The sequence below is a fragment of the Nostoc sp. PA-18-2419 genome (assembly GCF_005869855.1).
Lineage (GTDB): Bacteria > Cyanobacteriota > Cyanobacteriia > Cyanobacteriales > Nostocaceae > Nostoc.
On the sequence record NZ_SZNH01000009.1, the window covers coordinates 187,005 to 212,855 of the forward strand.

A 25,851-nucleotide genomic window follows, 5' to 3' on the forward strand; every position below is an offset into this window, starting at 1 on the left:
AATGCGACTATCCAATAGTGTTTGGCAAGGAAATTTCGGCTACTGGCAAAACAGCTTTATCCATAACAATATATTGCTAATCGGTTACACAGGATGGAAAGGATTTCAGTCATTTGGGCGGGGAGTTGTTATTTGTGATGTGGATACTAAAATTACTCACCCTACAAATACAAGGGTTCATACAGTTCCCTTCACTCTCCAATTTCTCCCTTCCGATTTGATTAGGTTTTACTTGCGTTCGTTTCAAGATGGCGGATTTATATCGCAATCAATCTGCTCATCGATGATTTCATCAATTTCCCCAGCAGTCGCAACATACAATCCCCGTCAAGATATTCTTCTAGTCCTAAAGGCTGAACCTCAAATTGAGGTGAATTTTTTACATCAACTAAAAATTACTCCACCCAATTGCTACGAACAAGTTTGCAAGCGATGGTCAGAATTTAACCCAAGCCTAATACCCTAAAACTTACTTTATTGATGAATGCTCAAGCCAAAATCAAGCAAAATTCCCAAAGCAACTCGCTACCAAAATGCAGCGATAGATTATTACATGGGACTTACAAATTCCGACTATCTCCATTACGGGTATTGGGAACCACTACCTACTGTGGGTGAAGAATTAACTCTAACTCGCCTGCGTGCGGCGCAAGTTGCATATACAGCCAAACTTTTGAGTTTTATCCCAGAAGGGATAAAAACTGTGCTTGACGTAGGCTGTGGGATTGGAGGTAACGCAGCATATTTGTGCTCACGCGGTTTCAGTGTTGAGGGATTAGCACCCGACCCACTCCAGCAAGAGAGATTTATTCACAATACCAACGGTCAAGTACCTTTTTACTTAACGAGATTTGAAGATTTTTACAAATCATACTCCTACGATTTAGTTCTGTTCAGCGAAAGCAGTCAATATATTGCTGTTGACGATTTGGCTCAAGGTGCAGCTCGTTTACTGAGTAGTGGTGGCTACTTGCTGCTTGCTGATATGATGCGTTCTGATGCCGAATACCGAGAAGGTATTTTTTCTAATTGTCATGTCGCCAGTGAGCTTCAAACAGCGTTGATGCAGACTGGATTCAAGTTAATTAAGACTGAGGACATCTCCACTCAAGTTGCACCAACGATCGACTTGTGTGTTGATAACTTTCGTACTTTTGGGCTGACAACGGTCAAATATATTGCTGATGTTGTAGCGATAGCGTTTCCTGCATTACACGCACTTGGTCGTTGGATATTTAAGCGTTGGCTAGAAAAGCCAATTGCTGAGGGGTTAGCAGCACGCACTATTTTTGAGAGCCATCTGCGTTATTCTATCCAACTTTGGCAGTTATCAATTCATGAGGTTAATTTGAGATGACTACAGAAATCAACACTCAAGATTGGCAACAAGATTTTATCGCCACTAATTTACTGGCAATTGGTTACAACGCTTGGGTTGGTTATTTAGGAGGAGAACGTGGTGTCGTGATTTGCAGTACCAATTCTCCGCATTTAAGTATGACTGGTGAAACATTTAGAGCGCATTTTATCCCACGTCAAAATCTCGCAGCTTTCTTAAATGCTTGGTTAGCAGCATCCGATACTGTACTCTTACAAAGACACTTTATGAATGCTCATATTCTCGAAGCTGTAGATAAGTATAATCCTCATATAGATGTTGTATTTTTATTGGAATACGGAAATCAAGCTGGGTTTTTCTATTTAACTAATTTACCTATTACACCACCGCAATGTTACCAAGCTATATGCAAAGAATGGGCAGAATTTCAACCTCCCCTTTCAATAAGAGCAAAAATACAATGATACTCATCTTAAATAACAAGAAGCCTTCTAAAGGCGATCGCAATTAGTCAAAATTATATATTGGCGTTTAATACTCGCACCATACAAATGAAACCTGTGTTGGGAAATTTTAATATTTGAAGATTACTGCTTTTTTTAGATAAATATGGCGAAGCAAGTTCCTAGCTAATTTTCTACTCAAATGTAGATAATAAACAGAAATTATTTCCCTCAATTGTAAGAGCAACTCTTGTGTCAATTTTTAATTGTCAGTTAACAGCAGTAAATATAGGGGAGCCTGAAGGACAGTTGAATTTTTCTCTGAATAGAACAAAAAATTTTTATAAAACAAGAAAAATTCACTCATTAAATTGTAAATTTTTGTAAATTTGATATCTTCAAGACTAGAAACCTGTTGTCTAGATAGCTAAACTAACAAACAGTGCATCTGTACTCTTAATTATTAAAAGTAGATGTAGGCGCTATAGGGTGAATGATCCCAGTACAACTTATTCTCAAAAACTTTCTCAGTTACCGTGATGCAACTTTAGATTTTCGCGGTTTGCATACGGCTTGTATTTCTGGCTCCAATGGTGCGGGTAAATCCTCCCTTTTAGAAGCAATCACTTGGGCAATTTGGGGTGAAAGCCGCGCCAATGCTGAAGATGATGTTATCTATTCTGGTGCCAAAGAAGTTCGGGTTGATTTTATTTTTCAAAGTAACCAGCAAACATATCGGGTGATTCGCACGCGAATTCGGGGAGCTAGTAGCGTCCTGGAATTTCAAATAGAAACACCCTCTGGGTTTCGTCCACTCACTGGCAAAGGGCTAAGGGCAACCCAAGATTCAATTTTAGAATATATTAAGCTCGATTATGATACTTTTATTAATTCTGCCTACTTACGTCAAGGTCGAGCGGATGAATTCATGCTCAAACGGCCTACCGAACGCAAAGAAATTTTAGCCGAGTTGTTGAAACTCAATCAGTATGATGATTTGGAAGAACGGGCAAAGGAATCTTCTCGTCAGTTCAAAGCACGGGCGGAGGAATTAGAGCGTTCTTTGGATGCGATTAAAATTCAGCTACAACAACAAAAGACAACCGAAGCCCAAAGAGAGCAGTTAGAAGCTGAACTCAATCAACTGCAACAGGTACAAGCTTTTGACAATATTCAATTACAAAGTTTGCAAGTTGTCCAACACCAGCGCCAAAATTGGGAACAACAACTGAACTTTGTCAAGCAGCAACATCAAAATCTTAATCAAGACTGCGATCGCCTGCAACAAGAACAGTTAGCAGTTGGCTCTCAGCTATCAGATTTAGAAAAAATCTTAGATCGAGAAGCTGAGATTAAAGCTGGATACGCTCAATATCAAAGTCTGCAATTTCAAGAAGAAGCTTTTGCTGCCAAATTTGAAGAATACGGCCGAACTCAACAAACTCGCCAACAAAAACAACAACAGCTTAGCAAACAAATTCAGGAAATCGAACGACAACTGCAACAAGCCCAAGCTCAAATCGAAGCTTTGCACCAACAAGAGCGAGAAGTTCAGCAAACTCTCACCAAAGCAGGTGAAGTTGAAGCTGCTTTGTCACAATTGGGTGCAGCACGTCACCATCTTGCTCATTTAGATGGATTGCAAATGCAGGTGACTCCATTGTTGCAAGAGCGAACAGCTTTGCAGAGCCAATTAGATCGGACTCATGCTGGTTTAGTTGCGCGGCTCGAACAACTGCAAAATACACAAAACCAATTGCAACGCCAACAACGACGCCAACCGCAACTACAACAGGCGGTAATGGATGTAGCAATCCAAATTGAAGAACTGAATAAAAAGCGGGTTTATTTGCAACGAGTCCAGGAAAAAGGGCAAGAAAGGCGTCACTTTATTGAACGTCTCCAAGCTCACCAACGGGATTATGAAAAACTGCTAGGAGAATTAGAGCAAAAACTGCAAATGCTCCAAAATCCCAATGCTCTTTGTCCGTTGTGCGAACGTCCTTTGGACGAACATCATTGGAGCCGTGTAGTGGAAAAAACCCAAACTGAGATCGATGATACTCAAGGACAGTTTTGGGTAGTGCGGGAACAAATGGCTGTCTCTGATAAAGAAATTCAAGTACTCAGGCAGGAATATCGGGAAATATCGCAGCAATTAGCGATTTATGAAGGTTTACGTGAACAGCGGGGACAATTGGCAGCACAGTTAGAAGCGACGACTGATGTCCAACTTCAATTAGAACAAATTGTTACTGAAAAGCAACATTTAGAGCGATCGCTACAAGCTGGTGATTACGCTCCTGACAAACAAGCCGAACTGCGAAAGTTAGACCAATATCTACAACAAGTTAATTATAATGAGCAAGACCATGCCCTAGCTCGCAGCGAAGTTGAGCGGTGGCGCTGGGCAGAAATTAAACAAAGCCAGATTAAAGACGCTACTAAACGACAAGCGCAACTAGCAGCCCGAAAACCAGAACTGCAAGCTACTATTGCCGAATTACAAGCCAGAATTCAGCAAGAACAAACTAATTCTGAATCTGCCAAACAAATTGCGGCTCTGGAACGTCACATTGTTGAAATTGGCTACAGTTTAGAACTGCACAATAATCTCCGCATGGCTGTCAAGAAAGCTCAATCTTGGCATTTGCTGTATCAACAACTCTTAACAGCCCAACAGCATTACCCCCAACTCCAGATGAGATTACAAGAATTAGAAGAATCTAGAGGCGTTAGAATAACGGAGCTGCAAAAACTCGCCAATCAAATCGAAAGCATAATTGAGCAACTACAAGCAACAGCCAACCCATCTGCCCAAATTCAGTCCCTAGAGCAGCACCTAGCAATACGCAGACGCCAACTGGACGAACAAATTGCCAAGTTAGGGCGTTTAGAGCAGTTAGTACATCAACTCCAAACGCTGCAAATTCAGTACGAACAACAATACAAACAACTACAATCTTGCAAGCACGAACAGCGTGTTTATCAGGAATTAGCGCAGGCTTTTGGTAAAAATGGTATCCAAACATTGATGATTGAAAATATATTACCTCAACTGGAAGCTGAGACAAATCAATTACTTTCGCGGTTGAGCGCTAATCAATTTCATGTACAATTTATTACTCAAAAAGCTGGACGTAGTGGGAAATCAACTAAGAAAAATGCCAAGTTGATAGACACCTTGGATATTTTAATCGCCGATTCCAGAGGAACGCGGGCTTATGAAACTTATTCTGGTGGAGAAGCTTTTAGAATTAACTTTGCTATCCGTTTAGCCTTGGCGAAATTATTAGCACAACGGGCGGGAGCGGCATTGCAATTGTTGATTGTGGATGAGGGTTTTGGTACACAGGATGCTGAAGGATGCGATCGCTTAATTGCAGCGATTAATGCGATCGCATCTGATTTCGCTTGCATTCTCACTGTTACCCACATGCCCCACCTCAAAGAAGCTTTCCAAGCCAGAATTGAGGTGAATAAAACTCAGCAAGGCTCGCAGTTGAGTTTGTCAATTTAATAAGGTGCACCCCAACTTAGGCATCGTTAACAAGTCTCTAACTTTCTTGATTGCCTCGCCTTAAATAGCGGACTTCTTCTAACAAAATATAAATCTTTGGTCGTTTTCTTGTTGTCGCTGCTTAACTAATTCCATATCTCGTTGGCTTTGAGCAGCGACTTGCAACAAAGCTTGAACAGTTACCCTCAGACCATCAACACCATCACGCACCTCAGTTACGCTTTGGTGCAGTTTTGTAACGCTTTGACGCACCTCAGTAACGCTATCGTGCAGCTAAATAACACTTTCACGCAGTTCACTAACACTTTCGCGCAGTTTAGTGACGCTGGAAGCCAATCCATCCAGCATTTCATCTGTCCATCTCTCAACCATCATTTAATTTTTCTAACCAAATTTAATCTAGTTTAGTTTGATTCTACTTTATGCTTTTATTCGCGTTGAAAGGGTTCGATCTGAGTACCTGATACTCTTGATTCTGACTTGGAGAATTCTTGCTCAATTGTATTTTACTCTTGCATCTAGACCATAGGAGCGAAGCATTTTCGATAGCCTTTCGGCTTCGGCGCGATCGCTAAATGCTCCAGCATTCACATAATCCCCCAGATTGGATTGCTCTGTCACAGCATGAGGTATGTATTGTTGCACTTTATTCAAAGTATCATTACTGAAAACTGGGACGATAACTGTATAACGATTGTTAGCAGCTAAGATATTACCGTTAGTCTCAGGCAATAAATAATTATTACTAACAGGTGCTACATAGCGATTAGTTTCAACAGAATTGTCTCCAGTTGAGTTATTTAATCCTAATGCTTCCCAAGTTCGCCAATCTACATTTCCAGTAGAACTGAGTCGGGAAGATTGTTGGAATGCCATTACAGATTCTCTAGTGTAATCGCTGAAATAGCCATCAGGATTGGCATTAGAGAAACCCAACTGCGACAAACGTTCTTGAACTAATCTGATATTATCTCCACGATCGCCAACAGTCAGATAATTTCTAGTTGGTTGTTGAGTAAAATATCCACTACTTGAGGCTCTACGTACTGCTGCCAAAGTTTGGGTATTAGCTGTGCCATTCACAGGTAGTCTATAAGCTTGTTGGAATTTAGCGATCGCTTGTTTGGTAACTGGGTCAGTATTGCCAGTCGGATTAGCTTTAAAGTAACCTAGTTGTCGTAAACGCTGTTGCAATTCTCTAATTTGTTGAGTAGAAAGATTCGATTTAGCTGGAGTCTGAGAAGAACCTAGTAGTGCGTTCCAAGTTTGTCGATTGACAATTCCATTGGCAGATATCCCAGAATTTCGCTGAAATGCAATCACAGCATCTTTAGTGATTCGCCCAAAATTTCCCGTAGGATTAGCATTAAAGTAACCGCGCTGCTTCAAGCGCTGTTGCAACTTAGTCACGGCTGCACCAGCCTTGCCTTGGGAAAGAGTAGGATATTGATTGACTGGCGAGCGCGAATTTCGATTAATATTTTTACTAAAGGTTTTACTCTGACATGCTCTTTGCAAAGCTCTTTGAGTATTAGCACCTAGAACCCCATCCGCTGGCAGTCTATTGACTTGCTGAAATTTGATCACAGCATTCTGAGTCAAGGTAGCAAACTTACCTGTCACCGGGCCTTTAAAGTAACCTAACTTTCTTAAACATCTTTGACTATTGGTGACTTGTGATCCGTTAGTTCCAATTTTCTGAAGTGCTAAAACTTGCCCAGCACTACTTACAAGCCCCATAGTTAATGCTACAGGTAAAAGACGCATTACAACAGGGCTAGATAAATTTTTCCAATTCAAAAATTTTAAAATAAGTGCGAGAGGAACAACCTTGATGGTTTCAGATGCCTCAAAGACTGAGGCTAGCTCGGTTAAATAGCTATCTACCTCTGTTTTCACTTGTTTTTTCAAGTTATCACCATACAAGATAATACCACGTAGTCAGTGTAATCTTGAGTTTTCGTATGATTATTGACAACTAATTGACCTGGGAAGTGTGGAGGTAGGGGAGGTGAGGAAATAAAAAGACAACGGGACAAGGAGAATAACTCTTCATGTCTTGCTTGAGAATTCCCAGCAAGGCTCAACAGTCAACGCTCCCAATCCCCAATAGCTATTGTTCATTAGTTTTTTCAGTATTACCTGCTTTCACCCAACCTTCTTGTTCGGTATTTTCCAAACGAATTTTTTGCCAGGCTTTATCCTCACTTTCTTCCAAGACAATAATTTTCTGATTAAAACCAACGCTACCAATACGTTCAGCGTCTTGATTTGGTTGTGCCCGCAAAATCAACCCTTGAGCCCAACTCACACGCCCTCGGTAAGCTCCTGATGGCAGTGGTTTTGGGGATGGGGTAGGCTTAGGAGATTCAGTCGTGTTAGGAGTAGAGGTTGATTTTGGAGATGATTGAGTTGTCGCCCCTGGTGTAGAGGTGGATTTGCTTCCAGGCTCGGTTGCTTTTGGAGCTTGGGCTTTCACCGAGGGGCTATCGTTAGAAAAAATCGGTTTGGCAGGGGCTATGCCAGTACGATTCATGAAATAAAGTGCAACTGCAACACCACCACCTACTAACACAGCGAGCGCCAAGAAAATCCCAAGTATATACTTTATCAAGCCAGACAGCATAATTAAAACCTGATTATCAAAGATTAAGAGTCAACGGCTACAAGCACAAAAGCAATTTAAGGCATTGGTATCAGAATCAATAGTCCATGATAATTGATCGTTAACTATTGACCTTAGACTGTTGACTAATCGATTATTCTAGCTGTCAGTGAATGCGTCAACGTAGCTTACCGAAGGTATCGCTCAAAGGGCTGTGTTTCGATGCTAAACGCGCTCTCCCCGCAGCAGCCCATTCTTGAAGTTGCTTAATTTGTTCTACAGCGGTTCGTGCTAAGGGAATGATTTGGCTAGCAGCCTCTAAAATATCGTCTTTAGTGAAATCACGGTTTTGGCTAAATCCAATATGCATCGCTTCAATTAAAGTTTGCTCAATTTCTGCCCCAGAAAAATCGGGTGTCTCGTATGCTAACCTGTCGATGTCATAACTTTTTAAGTTATGGGGGCGTAGTCGAGATAAATGAACGTTAAAAATAGCTTTTCTCTCTTCTTGGGTAGGCAAACCGACAAAGAAAATTTCATCAAATCGCCCTTTACGCAGCATCTCTGGCGGTAGGGCTTGGATATCATTGGCGGTAGCGACGACAAATACGGGTGAAGTTTTTTCGGCTAGCCAGTTAATAAATGTACCAAATACGCGGCTAGTTGTGCCTGCATCACCTTTACTACCAAGTCCAGAAAAGGCTTTATCTATTTCATCAATCCATAAAATACAGGGGGCGAGAGCTTCAGCTACCTGAATCATTTGGCGAGTGCGAGATTCTGATTCACCCACCAAACCACCAAATAACCGCCCTACATCCAAACGTAGCAGGGGTAAATGCCAGTGATGAGCGATCGCTTTTGCCGTTAACGATTTACCAGTTCCCTGAATACCCACCAACATTAAACCACGAGGGTGCGGTAATCCGTACTGGCGCGCTCGTTGAGTAAATGAGCCTCCCCGACGAATCAGCCAGTCTTTTAAGTTATCGAGTCCGCCAATATCAGAAATTTGCTCAGTGGCGGGGTAGAAGTCCAGGATTTGAGTTTGGCGGATAGTTTGGCGCTTTTCTTCCAAAACCAAATCTACGTCTTCTGGCTGCAATTCGCCGTGGCTAGCGATCGCTCTTGCCAAAACCCGGCGAATCCGTTCCATCGAAAGTCCTTGACAAGAGCGCACCAAGTCATCTACAAATTTGCTTGAAAGCGAGTTACCAGTACTTTGCAGTAAGCGTTCCACCTCAGTTTTTATTTCTGGGGCGCTGGGTAAGGGAAACTCGACGACTGTCAGCACTTCGGTTAAATCGTCAGGAATGGCAATGCGGGGCGACAGCAATACAATATTTTTGGGTTGCGACTTCAGCAATCGAGCCAGATTGCGAAGTTTGCGGGCGATCGCTACATCATCTAAAAAGCGATGATAATCTCGTAAAATTAATACCGCAGGTGCGGAAGCTGGTAATTTATCGATAAATTCCAAAGCTTGCAGGGGGTTACGCCGCCCAAAACCAACATCATTGGGGTTTCCTTGGTAGCCATCAACAAAATCCCAAGTATAGACTGGGCGATTACCCTGGTTGGCTGCTTCTTCGCGGATAGCTGCTTCTACTCGCTCCTCTTCGTAAGTGGGAATATAAATCAAAGGGTAGCGAGCACGTAGCAGTAGTTTAAACTCGTCACGGAAGTTCATATGTAGCTGTGGTTATTAGTCCTTCTCTCATTGTTCAGGTTTGTATTGTCTATCACAACCTTATTACCTTCTGGGACTAAATTTTTACATCAATATAATTAATATTATTTAATATAAAATATCACTCAAAAATCTTAATAACTCAATTACTTCTAAATTTTAGATATATCAGAGTTATAGAGTGTTTTTTTCAAACATTCTTTTTTGGTACAGCCAATTTAAAATTTTAGCTGTTTTTGACATATTTCTTAACGTTAATTCTAATACACTTAGAGACTTTCAGAAAATAAATTATCCAATTTCATGCCCATCAAAACGACTTTCTCTCCCCCTGCTCCCTGCTCCCCTGCCCTCAAGGCGATAGAATATTTTTTTAATTGGAAGTCCCTTAAAGGTAAATACCTCGACTAGTTTAATTCACCATAATCCTCACATAAATACTTATGGAGAAGTGTGGTTTCATCCAGAGCGATCGTTTTTAGATGATGTGATTGCTCCTGACTATCAGAAACTAAAACTCCTATTAACGCTTCTTACGAACCTAAAGAAGGCGATCAACCTCTCTGACATATTTTATTGTTTCTCATTATGTTTTTTTTAGAAAATAAGAAAGAACTTCTTCAAGAAGAACAACAGAATTTAGAAACACTTACAAGTGAGCTTGGAAGGGATAAACAAAAGCTAGATGCTACAAAAAAAGAATTTGATGAAAAACAAAGACTCTTAAATCAACGCAATAATATATGGTGGTTTGCTAGAGCTATAATCAATATTTTTGATGATACAGAATACCGTATTATGCAGCCCAAGGAAAACTAGAACAAAAACAAATAGAGCTTCAAGAAACACAATCAAATTTTCAATCAACTTCGCTCAAAGTTGAGGCAACTCAAGAACCAATTAATGCATTCAATAATGCCTTACATTAAATTTGCGTAGACGTAGCCTGCCGCAGGTATCGCTTGTAAAAATAATGATAGGTTTGCAATTATTCAATGATGGCGTTTTAATTGTTGTGACAGAAAATTTAAAAAAAGAACTATTCTGCACAAAGCTGGTGTCTGAGGAGGTTTGGCAAATAATGTGGAAAAACCGGTAAAATAAGTCGTTGAATTACTGCAAAAAAACGAAAATATTACCTTCAGTGGAGAGATTTTGCCGGAATAACCTCAAGTACTCCATAAAATTTTCAAGTGTTCGCATAACTTAATTAAAGATATTAAACTTCTATTTATCTAATAATAAACTTAGTATAAAATCGCTCTAATTTGCAAGCGTATAGTTAGAAAAAAGCGATCACTTTTTATAAACTTCATATATTTACCACCCATGCTATCTCTGTTGAGTTAATTTCCCAAAAGCGATCGCACGGGCGCAAAGTCAGAGAATTTTAGCGATCAGTAACAAGCTGTTAGCCCGGAAGTTGCTTTTTCAGTGCTTCCAGAGAAGCCCAGCGGTTGTCAACTGGAGTTTCGGAACTGTCAGAACTATCAACAGTACTACTTGCAGGAATACCTGGGCAATTGCGATCACACAGCTGGCGTTGAGGTATTGCTAGGCACATTTGCTCGTACAGCCATTCGCTGGGATAAAAATAACCATCGGGTGGTAGAGTCTCTACTAAATCTTCCATAGTCACTTCCCTTTCTAAAGGCAAGTCTTGTTGCTGATTTGCAGTTTCATCTAACCAAATGATTTCCTTAGTATCAATCCCTAAGCGCTGATTGTATTGCTGCAAGCAGCGGTTACAGGTACAAGTAATAATTGCTTCTGCCTGACCAGACACTTGCAGATAATTGCCATGATGCTGCACGCGTACACGACCGCGAACTGGTGTCAAAGTTTCCAGACCAGGCAGAAATTCCTTAACTTGAACTTCCTCTGTCCGCTCCGATGCTCTAGTTAGCTGCGGAATATAAATTGCGTCCATAGGATTTGTGAGACATCCTCACGAAAATTTATCTTGATTATCAGTCGAATCGCTGATAATACATTTTTATTTTAGCTTTTAGGGATAATCGAAATTTTGAAATTATCTAGTTATAAGTTGTGAATTAACTCTTAACTCCTGTAGAGACGCAATTAATCGCGTCTCTCTTGTACAGACGCGATTCATCGCATCTCTACTCCTAATTTATTCCAAAGCAGCCGGACGTACAACCAAATGACGATGTGGTTCTTTGCCACGACTGAAGGTTTCTAAATCTTCAAAGTCTTTCAAGAAAGTATGAATTTGACGCCGTTCTGCAGAACTTAGGGATTTGATTTCCACTTCTCTACCAGAAAAGCGCACTTCATCGGCTGCTGCTTCTGCTAATGCCCGAATTTCGGCTTGTCTTTTAACACGGTAGCCATTTAACTCAATAGTGTAAGAAGCTTGTCCCTCGTGGGATTGGCTCAAGTTGAGAACCGAATTCGCTAGATACTGAATTGCATCTAGCACAGAACCATCGGCACCAATTAATACCTGGGTTTGTTCTGGTGTCAAATTCGTTTCATCAATTGTCAACCAGTAGTTATCTACTTCTGGCGAATCCTCATCTAGAGTTTGGGCAGTTTCTAAATTAGTGTGAATCTCAGTAGATATCCCACTGAGTTCCAGCAGTGTTTTTAACCACTGCTGACCTCGCTCCATGGGAATATTGCTCATGAACCCCCTGTAGCCTTTTTCTTAGGACTTTCCTCTGTAGCTTTTTTCTTAGGACTTTCCTCTGTAGCCTTTTTCTTAGGACTTTCCTCTGTAGCCTTTTTCTTAGGACTTTCCCCTGTAGCTTTTTTCTTAGGACTTTGCGGCTCAAAAGGTAATGCTTTTTGTTCTGCGACTGCTGCTTGTTTTTCTTGAGTTGCTACGATTTTTTGCAGTTCTTCTGGTAATGGTTCGCGGGAGAGAATATAGGTTTGYAGTGTTTGGAAAATATTGCCAATTACCATATACATCAGTACCCCAGCTGGTAGGGGAAAGAACAAAAACATCCCAGAAAAGATGACTGGGGTAATTTTGTTAACTGTGTCTTGCTGAGGATTCCCACCACTGGAATTTTGCCCGGAAAGCATTTGGCTAACATAAAGGCTAATTCCAAAAAAGACAATCATGGCAACGATATCCCAGTGGATTGTGCCATCTGGATCTTGTGCGCCAACTCTACCTAAGGCATCAATAAATAAAAAGCCTTTATCGGCTGCTAGTCCAGGAATTGTTCCTTGAATAGTCACCTCTCCAGGCTGCAAGGCTTCTAAATTGCCTTGGGCATCAATTTTAACCTTATCTTCGCCTTTAGTGACTTTCCATTGAGGAATCAGCTGATTTTCCGGGTGTTCTGCTAAGACCACCTGAAATGGTTTGCCTTCAGTAGTCTGATATTGTATTTTGGTATGTTCGCCTACGGCTAGTTTGTTACCAGCCGGAAGGATTGCAGCTACCTTAACGTGTTCGCCATCAGCAATATAAATATTTTGAGGAGGAGTGGCAAAGGCTTGCGGTTGAATTTGTTCGATTTGTTGTGCGGGAAAGATTTGCAAGTTAACGCTATAGTTAACACCTGCAAAAGGCGAACCTCGCAAAGTGGCGAACAGCGCTAATAAGACTGGCATTTGTATTAGCAATGGAAAACAGCCTGCCAAAGGGTTGCCAAATTCTTTTTGGACATTGACCATTTCTTCTTGCTGCTTCTGCGGATCGTCCTTATAGCGCTCTTTGATTTCCGCCATCCGCTTTTGCATCAGAGGTTGTACAATTCGCATCTTCCGCATATTGCGAATTGAGCCAGCACTCAGGGGATAGAGCGCAAAGCGGACTATCAGTGTCAAAGCAACGATCGCCAATCCATAGCTGGGTACAATCCCATAGAAAAAATCTATGATTGGCAGCATCACGTTGTTCGAGAGAAAGCCGATACCAAAATCCATTATTCTGAATTTAACCTGAGGTACTGTAAACTGATTGAATCTAATTTATCTAAATCATGACTTATGTGCGACTATCCTTCGCTACGGATAGCCGCACAAATTCGGGTATGGGGTATTAGAAGTGTAAGTCGATGGGGTGGTGGGGTGGTGGGATGAAATTCTCTCCCCATTACCCCTTATACCCAGAGGGCACCCCACCTTCGCCAGTCTCTTGCCATTACTTGTTAGTGGCGCCGCTATATTGGGGATTTTTTGCCGCAATTTTTTCATTAATGTAATCATATACTTCCCGAAAATTGGGAATTGCACGCAATTCGAGACGACTGCCGTTTTTTAAAGTTAATACCATATCTCCCCAAAGACCAATGCCACGGGGAACTTTGACAACTTTGACAATTTCTGAGTAAATTACGTCGGTGCGATCGCGTCCTTGCCAACCTCCTGTTACAGTAACTCGGCGATCGGTGATGCGGAAGCGCAGCCATAATGCTCTGACAATTGCCCCGACTGTCAAGGGTATGCCAACAACGCTTAGCCCAATTAGCAGATTTATAATTAGATCCCCAATATGGGGACCACCTTCATAATAAACTTCTTCACGAATGCCCATCGAACACCTCGGCTTGTGCCAACAACTGCTCTAATTCTTGCAGAAATTGTGGGCTTACGCACTTCGATTCTACTGCTGTGGCTTTGACAACCACCACTAGCCGCCATCCCGGTAATAATTTGGGCAGTAGGTTATACAAAGCAGCAGTAATTTGCCGTTTGATCCGGTTGCGAACCACTGCTCTCTTACTAACTTTTGTGCTAATCGAAATGCCAATCTGCGTGCTGGCAAAATGTGTTGCGTCAGTTACTTGTGCAGTCTTACTGGCGCTGTCCAAAGAAGGATTTATTGAAGATAAAGGTTTTAAGGCTCTCAATGTTAAATAAGAGCCATGACGTCGAATTCCTTCCCGGAAAACTGCCTGGAAATCTTTTCGGGATTTGAGCCGATTTGCTTTGGGCAAAGCCACAGATACCTTTTAGCTTGATATGCCCTAAACGCTCAGACGGTGACGCCCCTTTCTTCTTCTTGCCCTAATCACGTTTCTGCCATCTGGTGTCCGCATCCGAGCGCGAAAACCAGAGGTTCTTTTTCTCTTACGGCAAGTGCCGCCTAGCGTTCTTTGCATACTATTCTCCTGTTAAGTGATTTTTATAAAAACTCACAATCTCTAATTTTATCACTTTAACAGTGAATTGGAAATGGAGCATTGCGGTCATTGGGGTGGGGTACTGGGGTGATAAGGTGTAATTCTCTCTCCATTACCCCCTATCCCCAGAGGGGGCCCCACCTTCCCCATTTCCCGACTCTCTAGACTTAACTAATGCTCAAAATCCAGGTTCCTACGTAGCGTAGTAGTGGTACATCGCCAGGCGAGAGAACTTGACAGTTAAAATAATACGTTCCACCAAAGGAGGGGTTTTTCACGTTAGATAACACTAACTCTACTTTGCTACCTGCTGGCACTGGTTCTTCGGGAAAAATATTAATTAGCTTACCTTCTTTGTCCCACTTCACTTCAGAAAGCTTCACTGATTTACCTTTAACCCGTACTTCAATTTTTTTGGGGTCAAAAGTTCCTTTGTAATAGTCAGGATAGGTAATGGCAAATTGAGCAACTGCCAGTTTCATTTTTTTAGTTGGAATCCTCAATATATAACGATCCCAACCATTGCTTTGTCCACCAAAATCTAACCGGAAAGGCAACTGATCTTCGCTTTTGACACCGCTAAAGAGCGTAAATCCAGGTAAGCTTTGCGCCCAAGTCAAAGCTGGAAATCCAGTCAGCAAACAGCTAGTCACGGCCAAAGCAGAAAGTAAACGTCGCATAGTTAGGCTCCCTCCACCAAAATATAAATCTGCGATTTAAATAACTGTGTGTTAGTATTCTTTACTAAACTTTACTACTGACTTCCTGACAATAGACGTTGAATAATAAAAAAAGTGCCATTTTTTGTCGGTTTTGGCTGACAGTAATTTTGCTTAGTAAAAAATTTAACGTTTAATTAATTCACTTTATTATCCTTACAGAGTCTTGATTTGATTGCTAAGTTGGTCAAACTAGGAACTGGATGAAAATACAGTTGAGATGAGATTGTGTTTCCGAATATGTACAAGTGTATCTAAATTTAAGAATTTTGTTATAAAAATTGAGCCGTGGAATTAGCGATCGCCAGTTAACTTGAGATAAATTGATTAAAATAAGTTGAAATGAAAGTCGTAATTATTAAAATTTAATTTGAAAATTATCAAGCTTCAAAAATTTGGTCAATATTGCTCTATAAGAAAAGAATAGCCAATTTCTCAATCCCGAAAATAATCTGAAGATAAAGATGCAAAATTTGGGAATCAACATAATATGTGCAAAACTAACCCTATTTGCAAATATCTGAAAATCTCAACTTAGCAAGCAGCAAAGCAGACAGTATAAGCAAAGGGAAACTTCGCTTATAACTTGACAACAAAGTGAGGCTTTGCCTGAAGAGCTAACAGTGGGAGAGGAAAAATTCAAGGTTCAATCTACGAGTAAAAGTCATGGCTGATGTTCCTGCCTCGGTACTCAAAGTACAAGATAACCCCAATCGGGGCGATCGCTTAGTTGGCAGAGATATAAGTATTTATCTTCAGGAGATTTCATGAGAATAGCAGTTGCTAAAGAAATTGAAGTTTGTGAACGTCGTGTGGCATTAATTCCTGACACCGTTGCCAAATTGGTAAAACAAGGTTTGGAAGTTTGGGTAGAATCAGGTGCAGGAGAGCGAGCTTTTTTCAGCGATCCTGCCTATGAAGCAGCGGGAGCCACAATAATCAACGATTCTGTCAAATTATGGAGCGAAGCAGACATCCTGCTCAAAGTCAGTCCACCCCAAGAGCGAGAAGATGGACGCTCAGAAATTGACTTATTAAAGGAAGGAGCTGTATTAGTCAGCTTCCTAAATCCTTTGGGAAATCCTGTAGTAGCGCAGCAATTGGCAAATCGCCAAGTCACAGCCTTGAGTATGGAAATGATTCCCCGTACTACTAGGGCGCAAAGTATGGATGCTTTATCTTCACAAGCTTCATTGGCAGGTTACAAAGCAGTATTGATTGGTGCAGCTGCATTACCGAAATATTTCCCGATGCTGACAACAGCCGCAGGCACCATCGCCCCAGCCAAAGTATTTATTATGGGTGCTGGTGTAGCTGGATTGCAAGCGATCGCCACTGCCAGACGCTTGGGAGCAGTGGTAGAAGCCTTTGATATTCGTCCTGCTGTCAAAGAAGAAGTGCAAAGCTTGGGGGCAAAATTCGTCGAAGTCAAACTCGAAGAAGAGACTGTCGCCGCAGGTGGTTACGCCAAAGAAATTTCTGAGGTTAGTAAACAACGTACTCAAGAAGTTGTCGCCGAACACGTCAAAAATGCTGATGTAGTGATTACCACTGCCCAAGTACCTGGGAAACAAGCGCCACGACTCGTGACAGAAGAAATGGTGGCACAGATGAAACCCGGTTCAGTAATTGTAGATTTAGCCGCCGAACAGGGTGGTAACTGCGCCTGCACCGAACCTGGCAAAGATATTGTCTGGAATGGCGTGACAATTATCGGTCCCATCAATTTACCATCCTCGATGCCAGTTCATGCCAGCCAATTGTATGCCAAGAACGTGACATCGTTAATCCAACTGCTGATTAATAAAGAGAAAGCTTTGCAAGTGGACTTTGGCGACGACATCGTTGATGCAGCTTGCGTTACTCATGCTGGTGAAATTCGCAATCAACGAGTGCGGGATGCGCTACAAGCATCGAATACTCAACAACCGGCGGTTAATTAGGGACTGGGGACTGGGGATTAGGGACTAAATAAGAGTTTTCCCAATGCCCAATGCCCATTTATACAAGGAGTTTTGATTTCATGACAGAGGCATTACTTGCTGCTTTGTTTGTATTTGTTTTGGCATCTTTTATCGGCTTTGAAGTTATCAACAAAATACCACCGACTCTCCACACACCTCTAATGTCAGGCTCAAATGCGATTTCTGGCATTTCGGTACTTGGGGCAATAGTAGCTTCAGGTGCTAGAGAAACAACTGTGTCAGTAATTCTTGGTTTAATTGCTGTAGTACTAGCTACAGTCAACGTTGTAGGTGGCTTTCTAGTCACAGATAGAATGCTGCAAATGTTCAAGAAAAAGGAGATTAAGGCGTGAGCGACTTTTTACCAACTGGCATTCAGCTGACATATTTAGTCGCTGCATCCTTATTCATTTTTGGTTTGAAAAAGCTGGGTTCACCGGCTACAGCGCGAAACGGTAATGTGGTTGCATCTGTGGGAATGCTGCTAGCAATTGTGGCGACAATGCTAGATCAGCATGTGTTGAACTACGAGATGATATTGTTGGGCTTGGCGATTGGATCGGGAATTGGGGCGATCGTTGCCTACAAAGTCCAAATGACGGAAATGCCCCAAATGGTGGGTTTACTCAACGGTTTGGGTGGTGCGGCTTCTGCATTAGTCGCCGTTGCCGAATTTTGGCGATTATTGGATTCTGGCGCACCTGTACCTCTAGATGTGAACATTTCCATGCTATTGGACGTGTTAATCGGTGGAGTTACCTTCACAGGTAGTTTTTTAGCCTTTGCCAAATTGCAAGGTTTAATTAGCGGTTCCCCGATTACATTTCCTTTCCAGCAACCATTTAACCTCTTACTTCTGGGTGCTTATTTGGTAGGCAGTGCCTATTTAATCATCACACCAGATAGCTTACCCATATTCTTGGGAGTGGTAGCTGTTTCTTTAGTGTTGGGTGTGATGTTCGTCATCCCCATTGGCGGCGGCGATATGCCGGTGGTAATTTCGCTGTTGAACTCTTTGTCAGGTGTAGCGGCGGCGGCGGCGGGTTTTGTGGTGATGAACAATATGTTAATCATCGCTGGGGCTTTGGTAGGAGCATCCGGCTTAATCCTCACCGAAATTATGTGTAAGGCGATGAACCGCTCTCTCTTCAGTGTGCTGTTCAGTGCTTTTGGTACAGGAGCTACTTCTGGTGGTGCTGCTGGTGGTGGTGCAACCGATCAAACTGTCCGCAGTATCGATCCCGAAGAAGGGGCGATGATGTTGGGTTATGCCCGTTCTGTGGTAATTGTGCCTGGTTATGGTATGGCAGTTGCCCAAGCGCAACATAGCGTCCGGGAATTGTCAGATCAGTTAGAAAAAATGGGTGTTGATGTCAAGTATGCCATTCACCCTGTTGCTGGGAGAATGCCGGGACACATGAATGTGTTGCTAGCAGAGGCAAATGTGGCTTATACCCAGTTGTACGACATGGATGATATTAATCCCCAGTTTGAACAAGCGGATGTGGCTTTGGTAATTGGGGCAAATGATGTAGTAAATCCGGCAGCGCGGAGTGATGCAAATAGCCCAATTTATGGTATGCCTATTTTGGAAGTAGATCGGGCGAAGCAGACGATTGTGATTAAGCGCGGGATGAGTACAGGTTTTGCCGGTGTAGATAATGAGTTGTTCTACAAGGATAAAACTACGATGCTTTTTGGTAGTGCAAAGGATATGGTAGCGAAGTTGGTTTCGGAAGTGAAGCAGCTTTAACGAACCACAGAGGCGCAGAGAGCGCAAAAAGTAGAGACGTGAAATTTTGCGTCTCTATTTTTTTAAGTATGTAAAGCTATCCCACTTTTCCACTGTTGGCTTATACAACCAAGAATCCAGCTTGATATCATCAACAAGCCCTCTAAGTTCAGGATCAGGCCAAATGTGAAGCCGATCCTCGCATCCAACCCGCTTTTGGCATGGAATAATTCTTAAGACAAGCTAAATGTTCTCGATTATTATCTATAAAAATAAATTTTACATTTAAATCATACTGGCGTTTTGATTTTTTATAGCCTGCACGAATAGCTTCTATAATTCTAATAGGTGAGCCTTCGCACTCTGTCTTATTATTCCGATCATAATACATACCACCTCCACAAAATCCATCAACAAAAGTAAACGTTGTTTCTCCATATCTACCTTTGCCATAAAGTGTGTAAATAAGATTTTCTAGATATGTTTCAATAACTTGATGCTTAGCTTTGGTATGAGGATTTATATCAGGAATATAGCTTCCATCAGCACTCCAATTTGCTTGTGATTTGCTCACGTTGACTGTCTCCAGAGTAATATTAAATACTAATATAAAACAAGTATATTGAAAAGCAATCATACATGCCAAGTTCTCTCAAAAAGACTATCGCCCCTCAAATCTTTACAGTAAAATCGCTCTTTCTACTCTTCATCTATGCCTCTGCGTGAGGTAAAAAAGCATTGCTCCACCTCTTCTTCTTCTGTGTCCTCTGAACCTCTACTGTTGTTAAAAAAAGTGGTCGTCCCTTAAATTTTCACAGTGCGATCGCCCTTTTTCTTATTCTTTTGCGTTTTCGCGCCTTTGTCTGAGATAAAAAAGGTTATTATGATTAATTTGAAAAATTATAATTTAAGATTCTATCAACAGAAAAAGGATAGTTTTTAGGAAAAATAGACAGGGTAAGTCCTGTTTCAATAAGCGCACTTGTGAGCAATAAGATATGTATTTTACAAACCGATGCAGGGTTGGGTTTTTCTACCAGAAGCTACACCGACACCAACGCTTTTTTAATTAACTCTTCGTTTCAAAGGAATTTCTATCCACAACTCACAGCCTCTACCAGGTTCAGAAACACACTTAATATTACCGCCATGTTTTTCGACAATAATTTGATAGCTAATAGATAGCCCCAAACCAGTACCTTGACCAGGTTGCTTAGTAGTAAAGAAAGGTTCAAAAATGCGCGATCGCAGCATCTCTGGAATCCCACAACCATTGTCTGCAATGCAAATGAGAATAGTATTCCATTCTCGAACTTTTGTCCGAATCCATATTCTGGGATTATCAATTATTTGACCATAATTTACTGAGTATTCCAAAGCATCGATCGCATTATTAAGAATATTCATAAATACCTGATTCATCTGCGCTGCATAACAAACTACTGGAGGCAAATCACTATATTCTTTAACTACTTCTATGGCAAAAGAATTAGTCTGTGGTTGCAGTCGATGTTGTAAAATCAATAAAGTACTATCAATACCTTCATGCAAGTCAACGGGTTTCATTTCGGCTTCATCCAGTCGAGAAAAACTTCTTAAGGACAACACTAATTGAGAAATGCGCTCTGCACCCATTCTCATTGAGGTAAGAATTTTTGGTAAGTCATCGCCAATAAAATCTAAATCTAGTTCGGCTGCTTGCTTTTGAATTTCCTCTGTTAGTTCGGGATACTGAGCATCGTAGAGTTGCAGTAATTTTAGTAAATTTTCGGCATGTTCGGTAACATAAGTAATATTGCCGTAAATGAAACTAATTGGATTATTAATTTCATGTGCTATACCAGCAACTAATTGTCCTAAACCTGCCATTTTTTCACTTTGAATCAACTGGCTTTGAGTCTGCCGTAATTCTTTGAGAGTGTGGGCGAGTTCTTCTTTTTGGCGTTGAGTTTGTTCGAGTAATTCCGCTTGCTGAAGTCCGACACCTAACTGAGTACCAATCTGCATCAGCAAATCTACTTCATCTTCTTGCCAATCACGAGGTTTAATATTTTGATAAGCTGCTAATAATCCCCAGAGTTTCTCGCCCTGAAAAATCGGCACAATCATATATGCCCTAGCCTCAATCAGCTCGATTAGGGGAATATGATAGGTAGAATAATTGACCTTGGAAATATCTTTAATGACAAGAATTTTACCATAAGCAAAGTCTCCGCCTTGGGTATTTTGCAAATCATCATCTGCGATCGCACCTACAAGTTCTTTAACTGGTATCCAGCCCTGGGCTAAAGACTCAGCGACAAATTCGCCACTCCAATCAGCCTGGAATCGATAGATTGTCACTCTATCAACTTCTAATAGCTGTCTGACTTCTTCTGTACTGGTAGCAAAAATTGTATCAATATCAAGAGATTGGCGAATTTTCTCCACAGTTGCGGCTAAGGCTTTCTCCCTTTCGGTGGCTTTGGCCAATTTCTGGGCTTGCGCCTGCACCTGTCTCAAGGATTCAGCTTGCTGTAATGCTACCCCCAATTGAACCCCGACTTGTGCCAGCAAGTTGACTTCTTCATCTTGCCAATAACGCGGTTGGGAGTTTTGATAAGCTACTAGCAATCCCCAAAGCTTCTCGCCCTGAGAAATAGGTACAAAAACTTCATGACGTGCATACTTACCTGCTTGCGTTCCTTGCACAAGAACAGTTTCCGTCACAGGCTGCGGCTTAACTACTGGCGTCCAGCCATCAACAATCGAATCAGCAACAAATTCACCACTCCAGTCAGGATAAAACCGATAAATTGCCACTCTTTCTACTTCTAATAGCCGTCGGACTTCTTGAGTAGTGGTTTTAAAAATAGCTTCAATGTCAAGTGACTGACGAATTTTTTCAACAGTATTCGCTAAAGCTCTTTGCCTTTCAGCAGCTTTGGCCAGCTGTGCTGCTTGGAGTTGCATTTGTTGTAAAAATTCTGCTTGCTGCAAAGCCACACCTAGCTGGGTACTAACTTGGGTGAGCAAGTAGACCTCATCTTCTTGCCAATCACGGCTACTAGCATTTTGGTAGACTGCTAGTAAGCCCCAAAGCTTTTGACCGTGGTAAATAGCAATGATCGCATAAGCTCTTGCTTGATAAATCTCTAAAATTTTAATGTAACAGTCGCTAAAACCTGCATTGTAAATATCATTACAGATACGGTATACTTCGCTTCTGCTAAAGCGACCACCTGCTGTTTCTTGTAAGTAAGTATCTGCGACTGGAGGTTTACCTAAATCTTTAGCGCTACATTCGCTAATGTTTTCGCTCAATTCTGGTCGTCGGAATTGCTCATCTATCAGCGAAATCCAACCCTGTGCCACTGATTCAAACACAAATTCACCGCTCCAATCTGGATTAAAGCGATAGATACCCACGCGGTCGGCATTTAGCAGCTGCCTCAGTTCTGCGGTGCTGGTGCGAAAAATACTTTCTAAATCTAAGGACTGACGAATTTTCTCAATGGTTATGGCTATAGTTCTTTGCCATTCTGCTGCTTTTTCTTTAGCTTTTGCTTGTGCTAGTTGTGCAGATTGTAGTTTCACTTGCTCTAGGTAATCTGCTTGCTGTAGAGCTACTCCTAGATGTTCTGCAATCTGTTGCACAAACTCAATTTCTGATGCTTCCCATTGCCGAGGACTATTACACTGATGAATACACAACAATCCCCATAAATCCTTACCTTTGATCAAAGGAGCAACTATATTAGCACGTACCTGAAATCTTTCTAAAATCTGGATGTAGCAATCACTGGCACTAACCTGATAAATATCAGCTGTTGCTTTAATTCGACCTTGCTGATAAAGTTCGGCGAACTCTTCGGCAAAGCAGTGATCCCGTAGTTTGGCTGTTAGTGCCGAACCCCATTGTATTCCCACATCTTCATAGATAAATTCTCCTTCCCACGCCAAATCAGGATAAAAACGAAATACACCAACCCGATCGCTTTTCAAAAGCTGGCGGACTTCAGTAACCGTAATTTTAAAAATGGCGTTTATATCTAAAGATTCACGAATTCGGGCAATAACTCCAGATAAAGCTTTTTGTTGCTCATTCTGACGCGAGGAGAATGTTACATCACAATGAGATTCTTGCTGTTGTGAATTTGGTTCTATGGGTTGAATAATAGAGGAGTTTTCCATTCCCTGCGGAATTTTAAATTATAAAAGTTCTTCATTTCATAATTCCCTTAATCATTGCCAAGGTAACAATTATCTACTTTGAATGCTGCATAAAATAATCTAGGGACACGATAGATATCGTATCCCTACAAAAATATTTTTCAGCTACAAAGAAATTATCGCCGCTTGGGAGTGGTGGTGCGAGTGGTACGTTTTTCTTCATCTCGACGACGGCGATCGCGCCAATCTGCCAAGGTCAAATAACCAATGCCACCAGTCACCGCTACCAGCAGCACTATAGCAACTAAAGCCAAAATACTCAGGAATGGACTTTCTACCATACCTCTATAGTCCGTTACGTCCCCAAACTACCATTGCAATTGACCAAGTGAACACGACTAGTAGCGATACCCAGCCCAGTGTCAAAATTTCCATAGTCCCGCTTTTCAAAAAATTACAAAAGGTTTCTAATGTTTATCATACCGGGAAAGGGCAGGCTGAGATTTTTTTAGCAATCATATTGTAAGTTTTTTAAGCAAACGCCAATATCTACGAGCTTTTGTTGATACCTTACTACTTTAAGTAATTATAAACAATAACCTAAAAATAATAGCGATCGCGCTTTTCAGCTTGCTGGTTTGGGAATACTCGATTATAAGTATATATTTCAAATTCCCTAACCCTTGGTATCAATGCCGACATTTCTCGACTACGCTTTCCACTCTGACGGTTTTATTCCCCACGGACATTGTTATCTCTGGAAAACTGGATTAGTTTGGCTGCATATTATTTCTGATGCCACGATCGCTTTTGCCTACTATTCTATTCCTTTTCTATTAATTTACTTTATTTCCAAGCGCCAAGACGTTCCTTTTAATGGAGTCTTTCTATTATTTGGTGCATTTATTATTGCGTGCGGTACTGGACATTTAATGGACATTTGGACGCTGTGGTATCCAGACTATTGGATTGCAGGTAGTTTAAAAGCTCTAACTGCGATTATTTCGATATACACGGCATTTGCATTAATTTCTCTGATGCCTCAAGCTCTGATGCTACCGAGTCCAGCCCAGTTAGAAGCTATCAATCAAGCGCTTTCGAGTGAAATTGTAGAACGCAAACGCATCGAGATAGAACTACGCCAAGCCGAACAAGTCGCTCAAAATTCCAGCCAAGCCAAGAGTGAATTTCTGGCCAATATGAGTCATGAACTACGTACACCCCTGAATGGCATCTTAGGGTATACACAAATCCTCCAACGCACAGAATCTTTGAGTGAGAAAGGACGCAAAGGAGTCAGTATCATTTATCAATGTGGTTCCCATCTTTTAACCTTGATTAATGATGTTCTCGACCTCTCCAAAATCGAAGCTCGCAGACTCGAATTGTATCCTGTTGATTTTTACTTGCCTGCCTTTATCGATAGTGTGACTGAAATTTGCCGCATCCGTGCAGAACAAAAAGTGATCAGCTTTGATGTCCAACTCGATCCTAATTTACCAACAGGCATTTATGCTGATGAAAAACGCTTGCGGCAAGTACTGATTAACTTGCTTGGTAATGCAATTAAATTTACCGAACAAGGCAGTGTCACCTTCAAAGTTCAGGTTATTGGTGAAGAAGCAAATGCTAATGAACAGACTAACTACAAAATTCGCTTTGAGGTATTAGATACCGGTACGGGTATAAATCCCGAACAAGCCGAGAAAATCTTCCAGCCTTTTGAGCAAGTGGGAAATCAAAAACGACAATCTGAAGGTACAGGCTTGGGATTAGCAATTAGTCAAAAAATTGTTTTGTTGATGGGTGGTCAAATTCAGGTGCAAAGTACTTTAGGCAAAGGTAGTACTTTCTGGTTTGAGGCAAAATTCCCAGAATCTAAAGACTGGGCAAAGGTTTCTAGAGTAGTTGAGCAAGGAACGATTATTGGTTATCAAGGACAAAGGCGCACGATTTTAATTGCAGATGATAAATGGGAAAACCGAGCAGTAATTGTAAATTTACTAGAGCCAGTTGGCTTTACTGTTGTAGAAGCTAGTCAGGGTTACCAAGCATGGGAACAGGCTCTAGCGCATAAACCAGATTTGATTATCACTGACCTAGTGATGCCGATATTGGATGGATTTGAGTTAATTAATCGTTTGCGTTACTCAGAGCAATTTCAAAAGATTGCTGTTATCGCTTCATCAGCCAGTGTGTTTGCAGCCGACCAGCACAAGAGTATTGATGTTGGTGCAAATGCATTTCTACCAAAACCTGTAGAAGCGGAAACGTTACTAGAAATGCTACGACAATTTTTACAATTGGAATGGATTTTTGACGGTCAAGTAGAGACAAAAAAAAATCAAATAGATAGTTTGGAGCAACCAAATAAGATAATTTATCCTCCCAAAGAGGTTTTGCAGCAGTTACTCGAACTCGCACAAGACGGCGATATTCAAAAAATTATCGAACTGGTTGAACAACTTTCTGTATCTGATAAACATCTGGGCGTTTTTACTCAGAAAATTGTCCAACTTGCTAGTAATTTCCAACTCAAGCGTTTGGCAATTTTTCTTGAACAATGTATCAATTAATTGGAG

At 41.3% G+C, this 25,851-nt stretch carries 24 protein-coding genes; 9 read left to right on the forward strand and 15 right to left on the reverse strand.

The features are described 5' to 3' along the window. Nucleotide 1: 1 nt before the first annotated feature. From FCR06_RS12065 to sbcC, 4 genes are all read left to right on the forward strand, one after another. Nucleotides 2–466, forward strand: coding sequence for a hypothetical protein (locus FCR06_RS12065; RefSeq protein WP_138499898.1), 465 nt, complete (start codon nt 2–4; stop codon nt 464–466). An 18-nt stretch (nt 467–484) separates the two neighbouring features. After that, nucleotides 485–1,357: a class I SAM-dependent methyltransferase gene (locus tag FCR06_RS12070; RefSeq protein WP_138499900.1), complete on the forward strand. Its 873-nt coding sequence runs from the start codon at nt 485–487 to the stop codon at nt 1,355–1,357. Beyond that, nucleotides 1,354–1,803, forward strand: coding sequence for a hypothetical protein (locus FCR06_RS12075; RefSeq protein WP_138499902.1), 450 nt, complete (start codon nt 1,354–1,356; stop codon nt 1,801–1,803). The genes FCR06_RS12070 and FCR06_RS12075 overlap by 4 nt, the downstream gene beginning before the upstream one ends. Before the next feature lie 472 nt (nt 1,804–2,275). Beyond that, entirely contained in the window at nt 2,276–5,302 is a 3,027-nt protein-coding gene (gene sbcC, locus FCR06_RS12080) for an AAA family ATPase (RefSeq protein ID WP_138499904.1), read from the forward strand. A 78-nt stretch (nt 5,303–5,380) separates the two neighbouring features. Here the strand turns inward: sbcC and FCR06_RS33520 are convergent, their stop codons facing one another. The 4 genes from FCR06_RS33520 to FCR06_RS12100 form a co-directional block, all read right to left on the reverse strand. Further along, nucleotides 5,381–5,554, reverse strand: coding sequence for a hypothetical protein (locus FCR06_RS33520; protein WP_223280112.1), 174 nt, complete (start codon nt 5,552–5,554; stop codon nt 5,381–5,383). A gap of 243 nt (nt 5,555–5,797) precedes the next feature. After that, nucleotides 5,798–7,201, reverse strand: a complete 1,404-nt coding sequence (locus FCR06_RS12090) for a peptidoglycan-binding domain-containing protein (RefSeq protein WP_138499906.1) — start codon at nt 7,199–7,201, stop codon at nt 5,798–5,800. A 214-nt stretch (nt 7,202–7,415) separates the two neighbouring features. Beyond that, nucleotides 7,416–7,928, reverse strand: coding sequence for an SH3 domain-containing protein (locus FCR06_RS12095; RefSeq protein ID WP_138499908.1), 513 nt, complete (start codon nt 7,926–7,928; stop codon nt 7,416–7,418). Nucleotides 7,929–8,085: 157 nt separating this feature from the next. Further along, entirely contained in the window at nt 8,086–9,597 is a 1,512-nt protein-coding gene (locus tag FCR06_RS12100) for an AAA family ATPase (RefSeq protein ID WP_138499910.1), read from the reverse strand. Nucleotides 9,598–10,185: 588 nt separating this feature from the next. Here FCR06_RS12100 and FCR06_RS12105 point away from each other — a divergent pair. Further along, the gene (locus FCR06_RS12105) at nt 10,186–10,416 is read left to right on the forward strand and encodes a hypothetical protein (protein ID WP_138499912.1); all 231 of its coding nucleotides are present in this window, start codon (nt 10,186–10,188) and stop codon (nt 10,414–10,416) included. A 592-nt stretch (nt 10,417–11,008) separates the two neighbouring features. On the opposite strand, the gene FCR06_RS12110 is transcribed toward FCR06_RS12105, so the two are convergent. From FCR06_RS12110 to FCR06_RS12140, 7 genes are all read right to left on the reverse strand, one after another. Next, nucleotides 11,009–11,527 carry a YceD family protein gene (locus tag FCR06_RS12110; protein WP_138499914.1) on the reverse strand — a complete coding sequence of 173 codons (519 nt, stop codon included), beginning with the start codon at nt 11,525–11,527 and terminating at the stop codon, nt 11,009–11,011. 204 nt (nt 11,528–11,731) lie between these two features. Further along, the gene (locus FCR06_RS12115) at nt 11,732–12,247 is read right to left on the reverse strand and encodes a protein jag (protein ID WP_138499916.1); all 516 of its coding nucleotides are present in this window, start codon (nt 12,245–12,247) and stop codon (nt 11,732–11,734) included. Next, entirely contained in the window at nt 12,244–13,503 is a 1,260-nt protein-coding gene (gene yidC / locus FCR06_RS12120; RefSeq protein ID WP_223280113.1) for a membrane protein insertase YidC, read from the reverse strand. The genes FCR06_RS12115 and yidC overlap by 4 nt, the downstream gene beginning before the upstream one ends. A 217-nt stretch (nt 13,504–13,720) precedes the next feature. Then, a complete protein-coding gene (locus FCR06_RS12125) occupies nt 13,721–14,113 on the reverse strand; it encodes a PH domain-containing protein (RefSeq protein WP_138499918.1) in 393 nt (130 codons plus the stop codon). Continuing rightward, nucleotides 14,100–14,522: a ribonuclease P protein component gene (rnpA, locus tag FCR06_RS12130; RefSeq protein WP_138499920.1), complete on the reverse strand. Its 423-nt coding sequence runs from the start codon at nt 14,520–14,522 to the stop codon at nt 14,100–14,102. The genes FCR06_RS12125 and rnpA overlap by 14 nt, the downstream gene beginning before the upstream one ends. Nucleotides 14,523–14,546: 24 nt before the next feature. Further along, the gene (gene rpmH / locus FCR06_RS12135; protein WP_073642693.1) at nt 14,547–14,681 is read right to left on the reverse strand and encodes a 50S ribosomal protein L34; all 135 of its coding nucleotides are present in this window, start codon (nt 14,679–14,681) and stop codon (nt 14,547–14,549) included. Between the two features lie 188 nt (nt 14,682–14,869). After that, nucleotides 14,870–15,382: a DUF2808 domain-containing protein gene (locus tag FCR06_RS12140; protein ID WP_138499922.1), complete on the reverse strand. Its 513-nt coding sequence runs from the start codon at nt 15,380–15,382 to the stop codon at nt 14,870–14,872. 806 nt (nt 15,383–16,188) lie between these two features. Between FCR06_RS12140 and FCR06_RS12145 the strand changes: the two genes are divergently transcribed. The 3 genes from FCR06_RS12145 (at nt 16,189) to FCR06_RS12155 (ending at nt 19,138) form a co-directional block, all read left to right on the forward strand. After that, nucleotides 16,189–17,364: a Re/Si-specific NAD(P)(+) transhydrogenase subunit alpha gene (locus FCR06_RS12145; RefSeq protein ID WP_138499924.1), complete on the forward strand. Its 1,176-nt coding sequence runs from the start codon at nt 16,189–16,191 to the stop codon at nt 17,362–17,364. Nucleotides 17,365–17,444: 80 nt separating this feature from the next. Next, nucleotides 17,445–17,738, forward strand: coding sequence for an NAD(P) transhydrogenase subunit alpha (locus FCR06_RS12150; protein ID WP_138499926.1), 294 nt, complete (start codon nt 17,445–17,447; stop codon nt 17,736–17,738). Beyond that, nucleotides 17,735–19,138 (forward strand): NAD(P)(+) transhydrogenase (Re/Si-specific) subunit beta, encoded by a 1,404-nt coding sequence (locus tag FCR06_RS12155; RefSeq protein WP_138499928.1) that lies wholly within the window; start codon nt 17,735–17,737, stop codon nt 19,136–19,138. Before FCR06_RS12150 ends, FCR06_RS12155 begins: the two co-directional genes overlap by 4 nt. Before the next feature lie 154 nt (nt 19,139–19,292). On the opposite strand, the gene tcmP is transcribed toward FCR06_RS12155, so the two are convergent. The 4 genes from tcmP to petN form a co-directional block, all read right to left on the reverse strand. After that, a complete protein-coding gene (gene tcmP, locus FCR06_RS12165; RefSeq protein ID WP_189523394.1) occupies nt 19,293–19,691 on the reverse strand; it encodes a three-Cys-motif partner protein TcmP in 399 nt (132 codons plus the stop codon). Between the two features lie 491 nt (nt 19,692–20,182). Continuing rightward, nucleotides 20,183–23,290: a GAF domain-containing protein gene (locus FCR06_RS12170; protein WP_138499932.1), complete on the reverse strand. Its 3,108-nt coding sequence runs from the start codon at nt 23,288–23,290 to the stop codon at nt 20,183–20,185. 155 nt (nt 23,291–23,445) lie between these two features. After that, on the reverse strand, nt 23,446–23,610 hold the full coding sequence (locus FCR06_RS32560) for a hypothetical protein (RefSeq protein ID WP_189523395.1): 165 nt from the start codon (nt 23,608–23,610) through the stop codon (nt 23,446–23,448). A gap of 4 nt (nt 23,611–23,614) precedes the next feature. Beyond that, the gene (gene petN / locus FCR06_RS12175; protein ID WP_012408302.1) at nt 23,615–23,704 is read right to left on the reverse strand and encodes a cytochrome b6-f complex subunit PetN; all 90 of its coding nucleotides are present in this window, start codon (nt 23,702–23,704) and stop codon (nt 23,615–23,617) included. A 257-nt stretch (nt 23,705–23,961) separates the two neighbouring features. Between petN and FCR06_RS12180 the strand changes: the two genes are divergently transcribed. Then, on the forward strand, nt 23,962–25,845 hold the full coding sequence (locus FCR06_RS12180; RefSeq protein WP_138499934.1) for an ATP-binding protein: 1,884 nt from the start codon (nt 23,962–23,964) through the stop codon (nt 25,843–25,845). Nucleotides 25,846–25,851: the final 6 nt, after the last annotated feature.

Coding starts and splice junctions, on each gene's coding strand:
- FCR06_RS32560 (WP_189523395.1), bottom strand. CDS start 23,610: ATGGTAGAAAGTCCATTCCTGAGTATTTTGGCTTTAGTTGCTATAGTG.
- FCR06_RS12125 (WP_138499918.1), bottom strand. CDS start 14,113: ATGGGCATTCGTGAAGAAGTTTATTATGAAGGTGGTCCCCATATTGGG.
- FCR06_RS12115 (WP_138499916.1), bottom strand. CDS start 12,247: ATGAGCAATATTCCCATGGAGCGAGGTCAGCAGTGGTTAAAAACACTG.
- FCR06_RS12095 (WP_138499908.1), bottom strand. CDS start 7,928: ATGCTGTCTGGCTTGATAAAGTATATACTTGGGATTTTCTTGGCGCTC.
- FCR06_RS12145 (WP_138499924.1), top strand. CDS start 16,189: ATGAGAATAGCAGTTGCTAAAGAAATTGAAGTTTGTGAACGTCGTGTG.
- FCR06_RS12100 (WP_138499910.1), bottom strand. CDS start 9,597: ATGAACTTCCGTGACGAGTTTAAACTACTGCTACGTGCTCGCTACCCT.
- FCR06_RS12110 (WP_138499914.1), bottom strand. CDS start 11,527: ATGGACGCAATTTATATTCCGCAGCTAACTAGAGCATCGGAGCGGACA.
- FCR06_RS12075 (WP_138499902.1), top strand. CDS start 1,354: ATGACTACAGAAATCAACACTCAAGATTGGCAACAAGATTTTATCGCC.
- FCR06_RS12105 (WP_138499912.1), top strand. CDS start 10,186: ATGTTTTTTTTAGAAAATAAGAAAGAACTTCTTCAAGAAGAACAACAG.
- FCR06_RS12170 (WP_138499932.1), bottom strand. CDS start 23,290: ATGGAAAACTCCTCTATTATTCAACCCATAGAACCAAATTCACAACAG.
- sbcC (WP_138499904.1), top strand. CDS start 2,276: ATGATCCCAGTACAACTTATTCTCAAAAACTTTCTCAGTTACCGTGAT.
- petN (WP_012408302.1), bottom strand. CDS start 23,704: ATGGAAATTTTGACACTGGGCTGGGTATCGCTACTAGTCGTGTTCACT.
- rpmH (WP_073642693.1), bottom strand. CDS start 14,681: ATGCAAAGAACGCTAGGCGGCACTTGCCGTAAGAGAAAAAGAACCTCT.
- FCR06_RS12070 (WP_138499900.1), top strand. CDS start 485: ATGCTCAAGCCAAAATCAAGCAAAATTCCCAAAGCAACTCGCTACCAA.
- FCR06_RS12065 (WP_138499898.1), top strand. CDS start 2: ATGCGACTATCCAATAGTGTTTGGCAAGGAAATTTCGGCTACTGGCAA.
- FCR06_RS12140 (WP_138499922.1), bottom strand. CDS start 15,382: ATGCGACGTTTACTTTCTGCTTTGGCCGTGACTAGCTGTTTGCTGACT.
- FCR06_RS12180 (WP_138499934.1), top strand. CDS start 23,962: ATGCCGACATTTCTCGACTACGCTTTCCACTCTGACGGTTTTATTCCC.
- FCR06_RS12150 (WP_138499926.1), top strand. CDS start 17,445: ATGACAGAGGCATTACTTGCTGCTTTGTTTGTATTTGTTTTGGCATCT.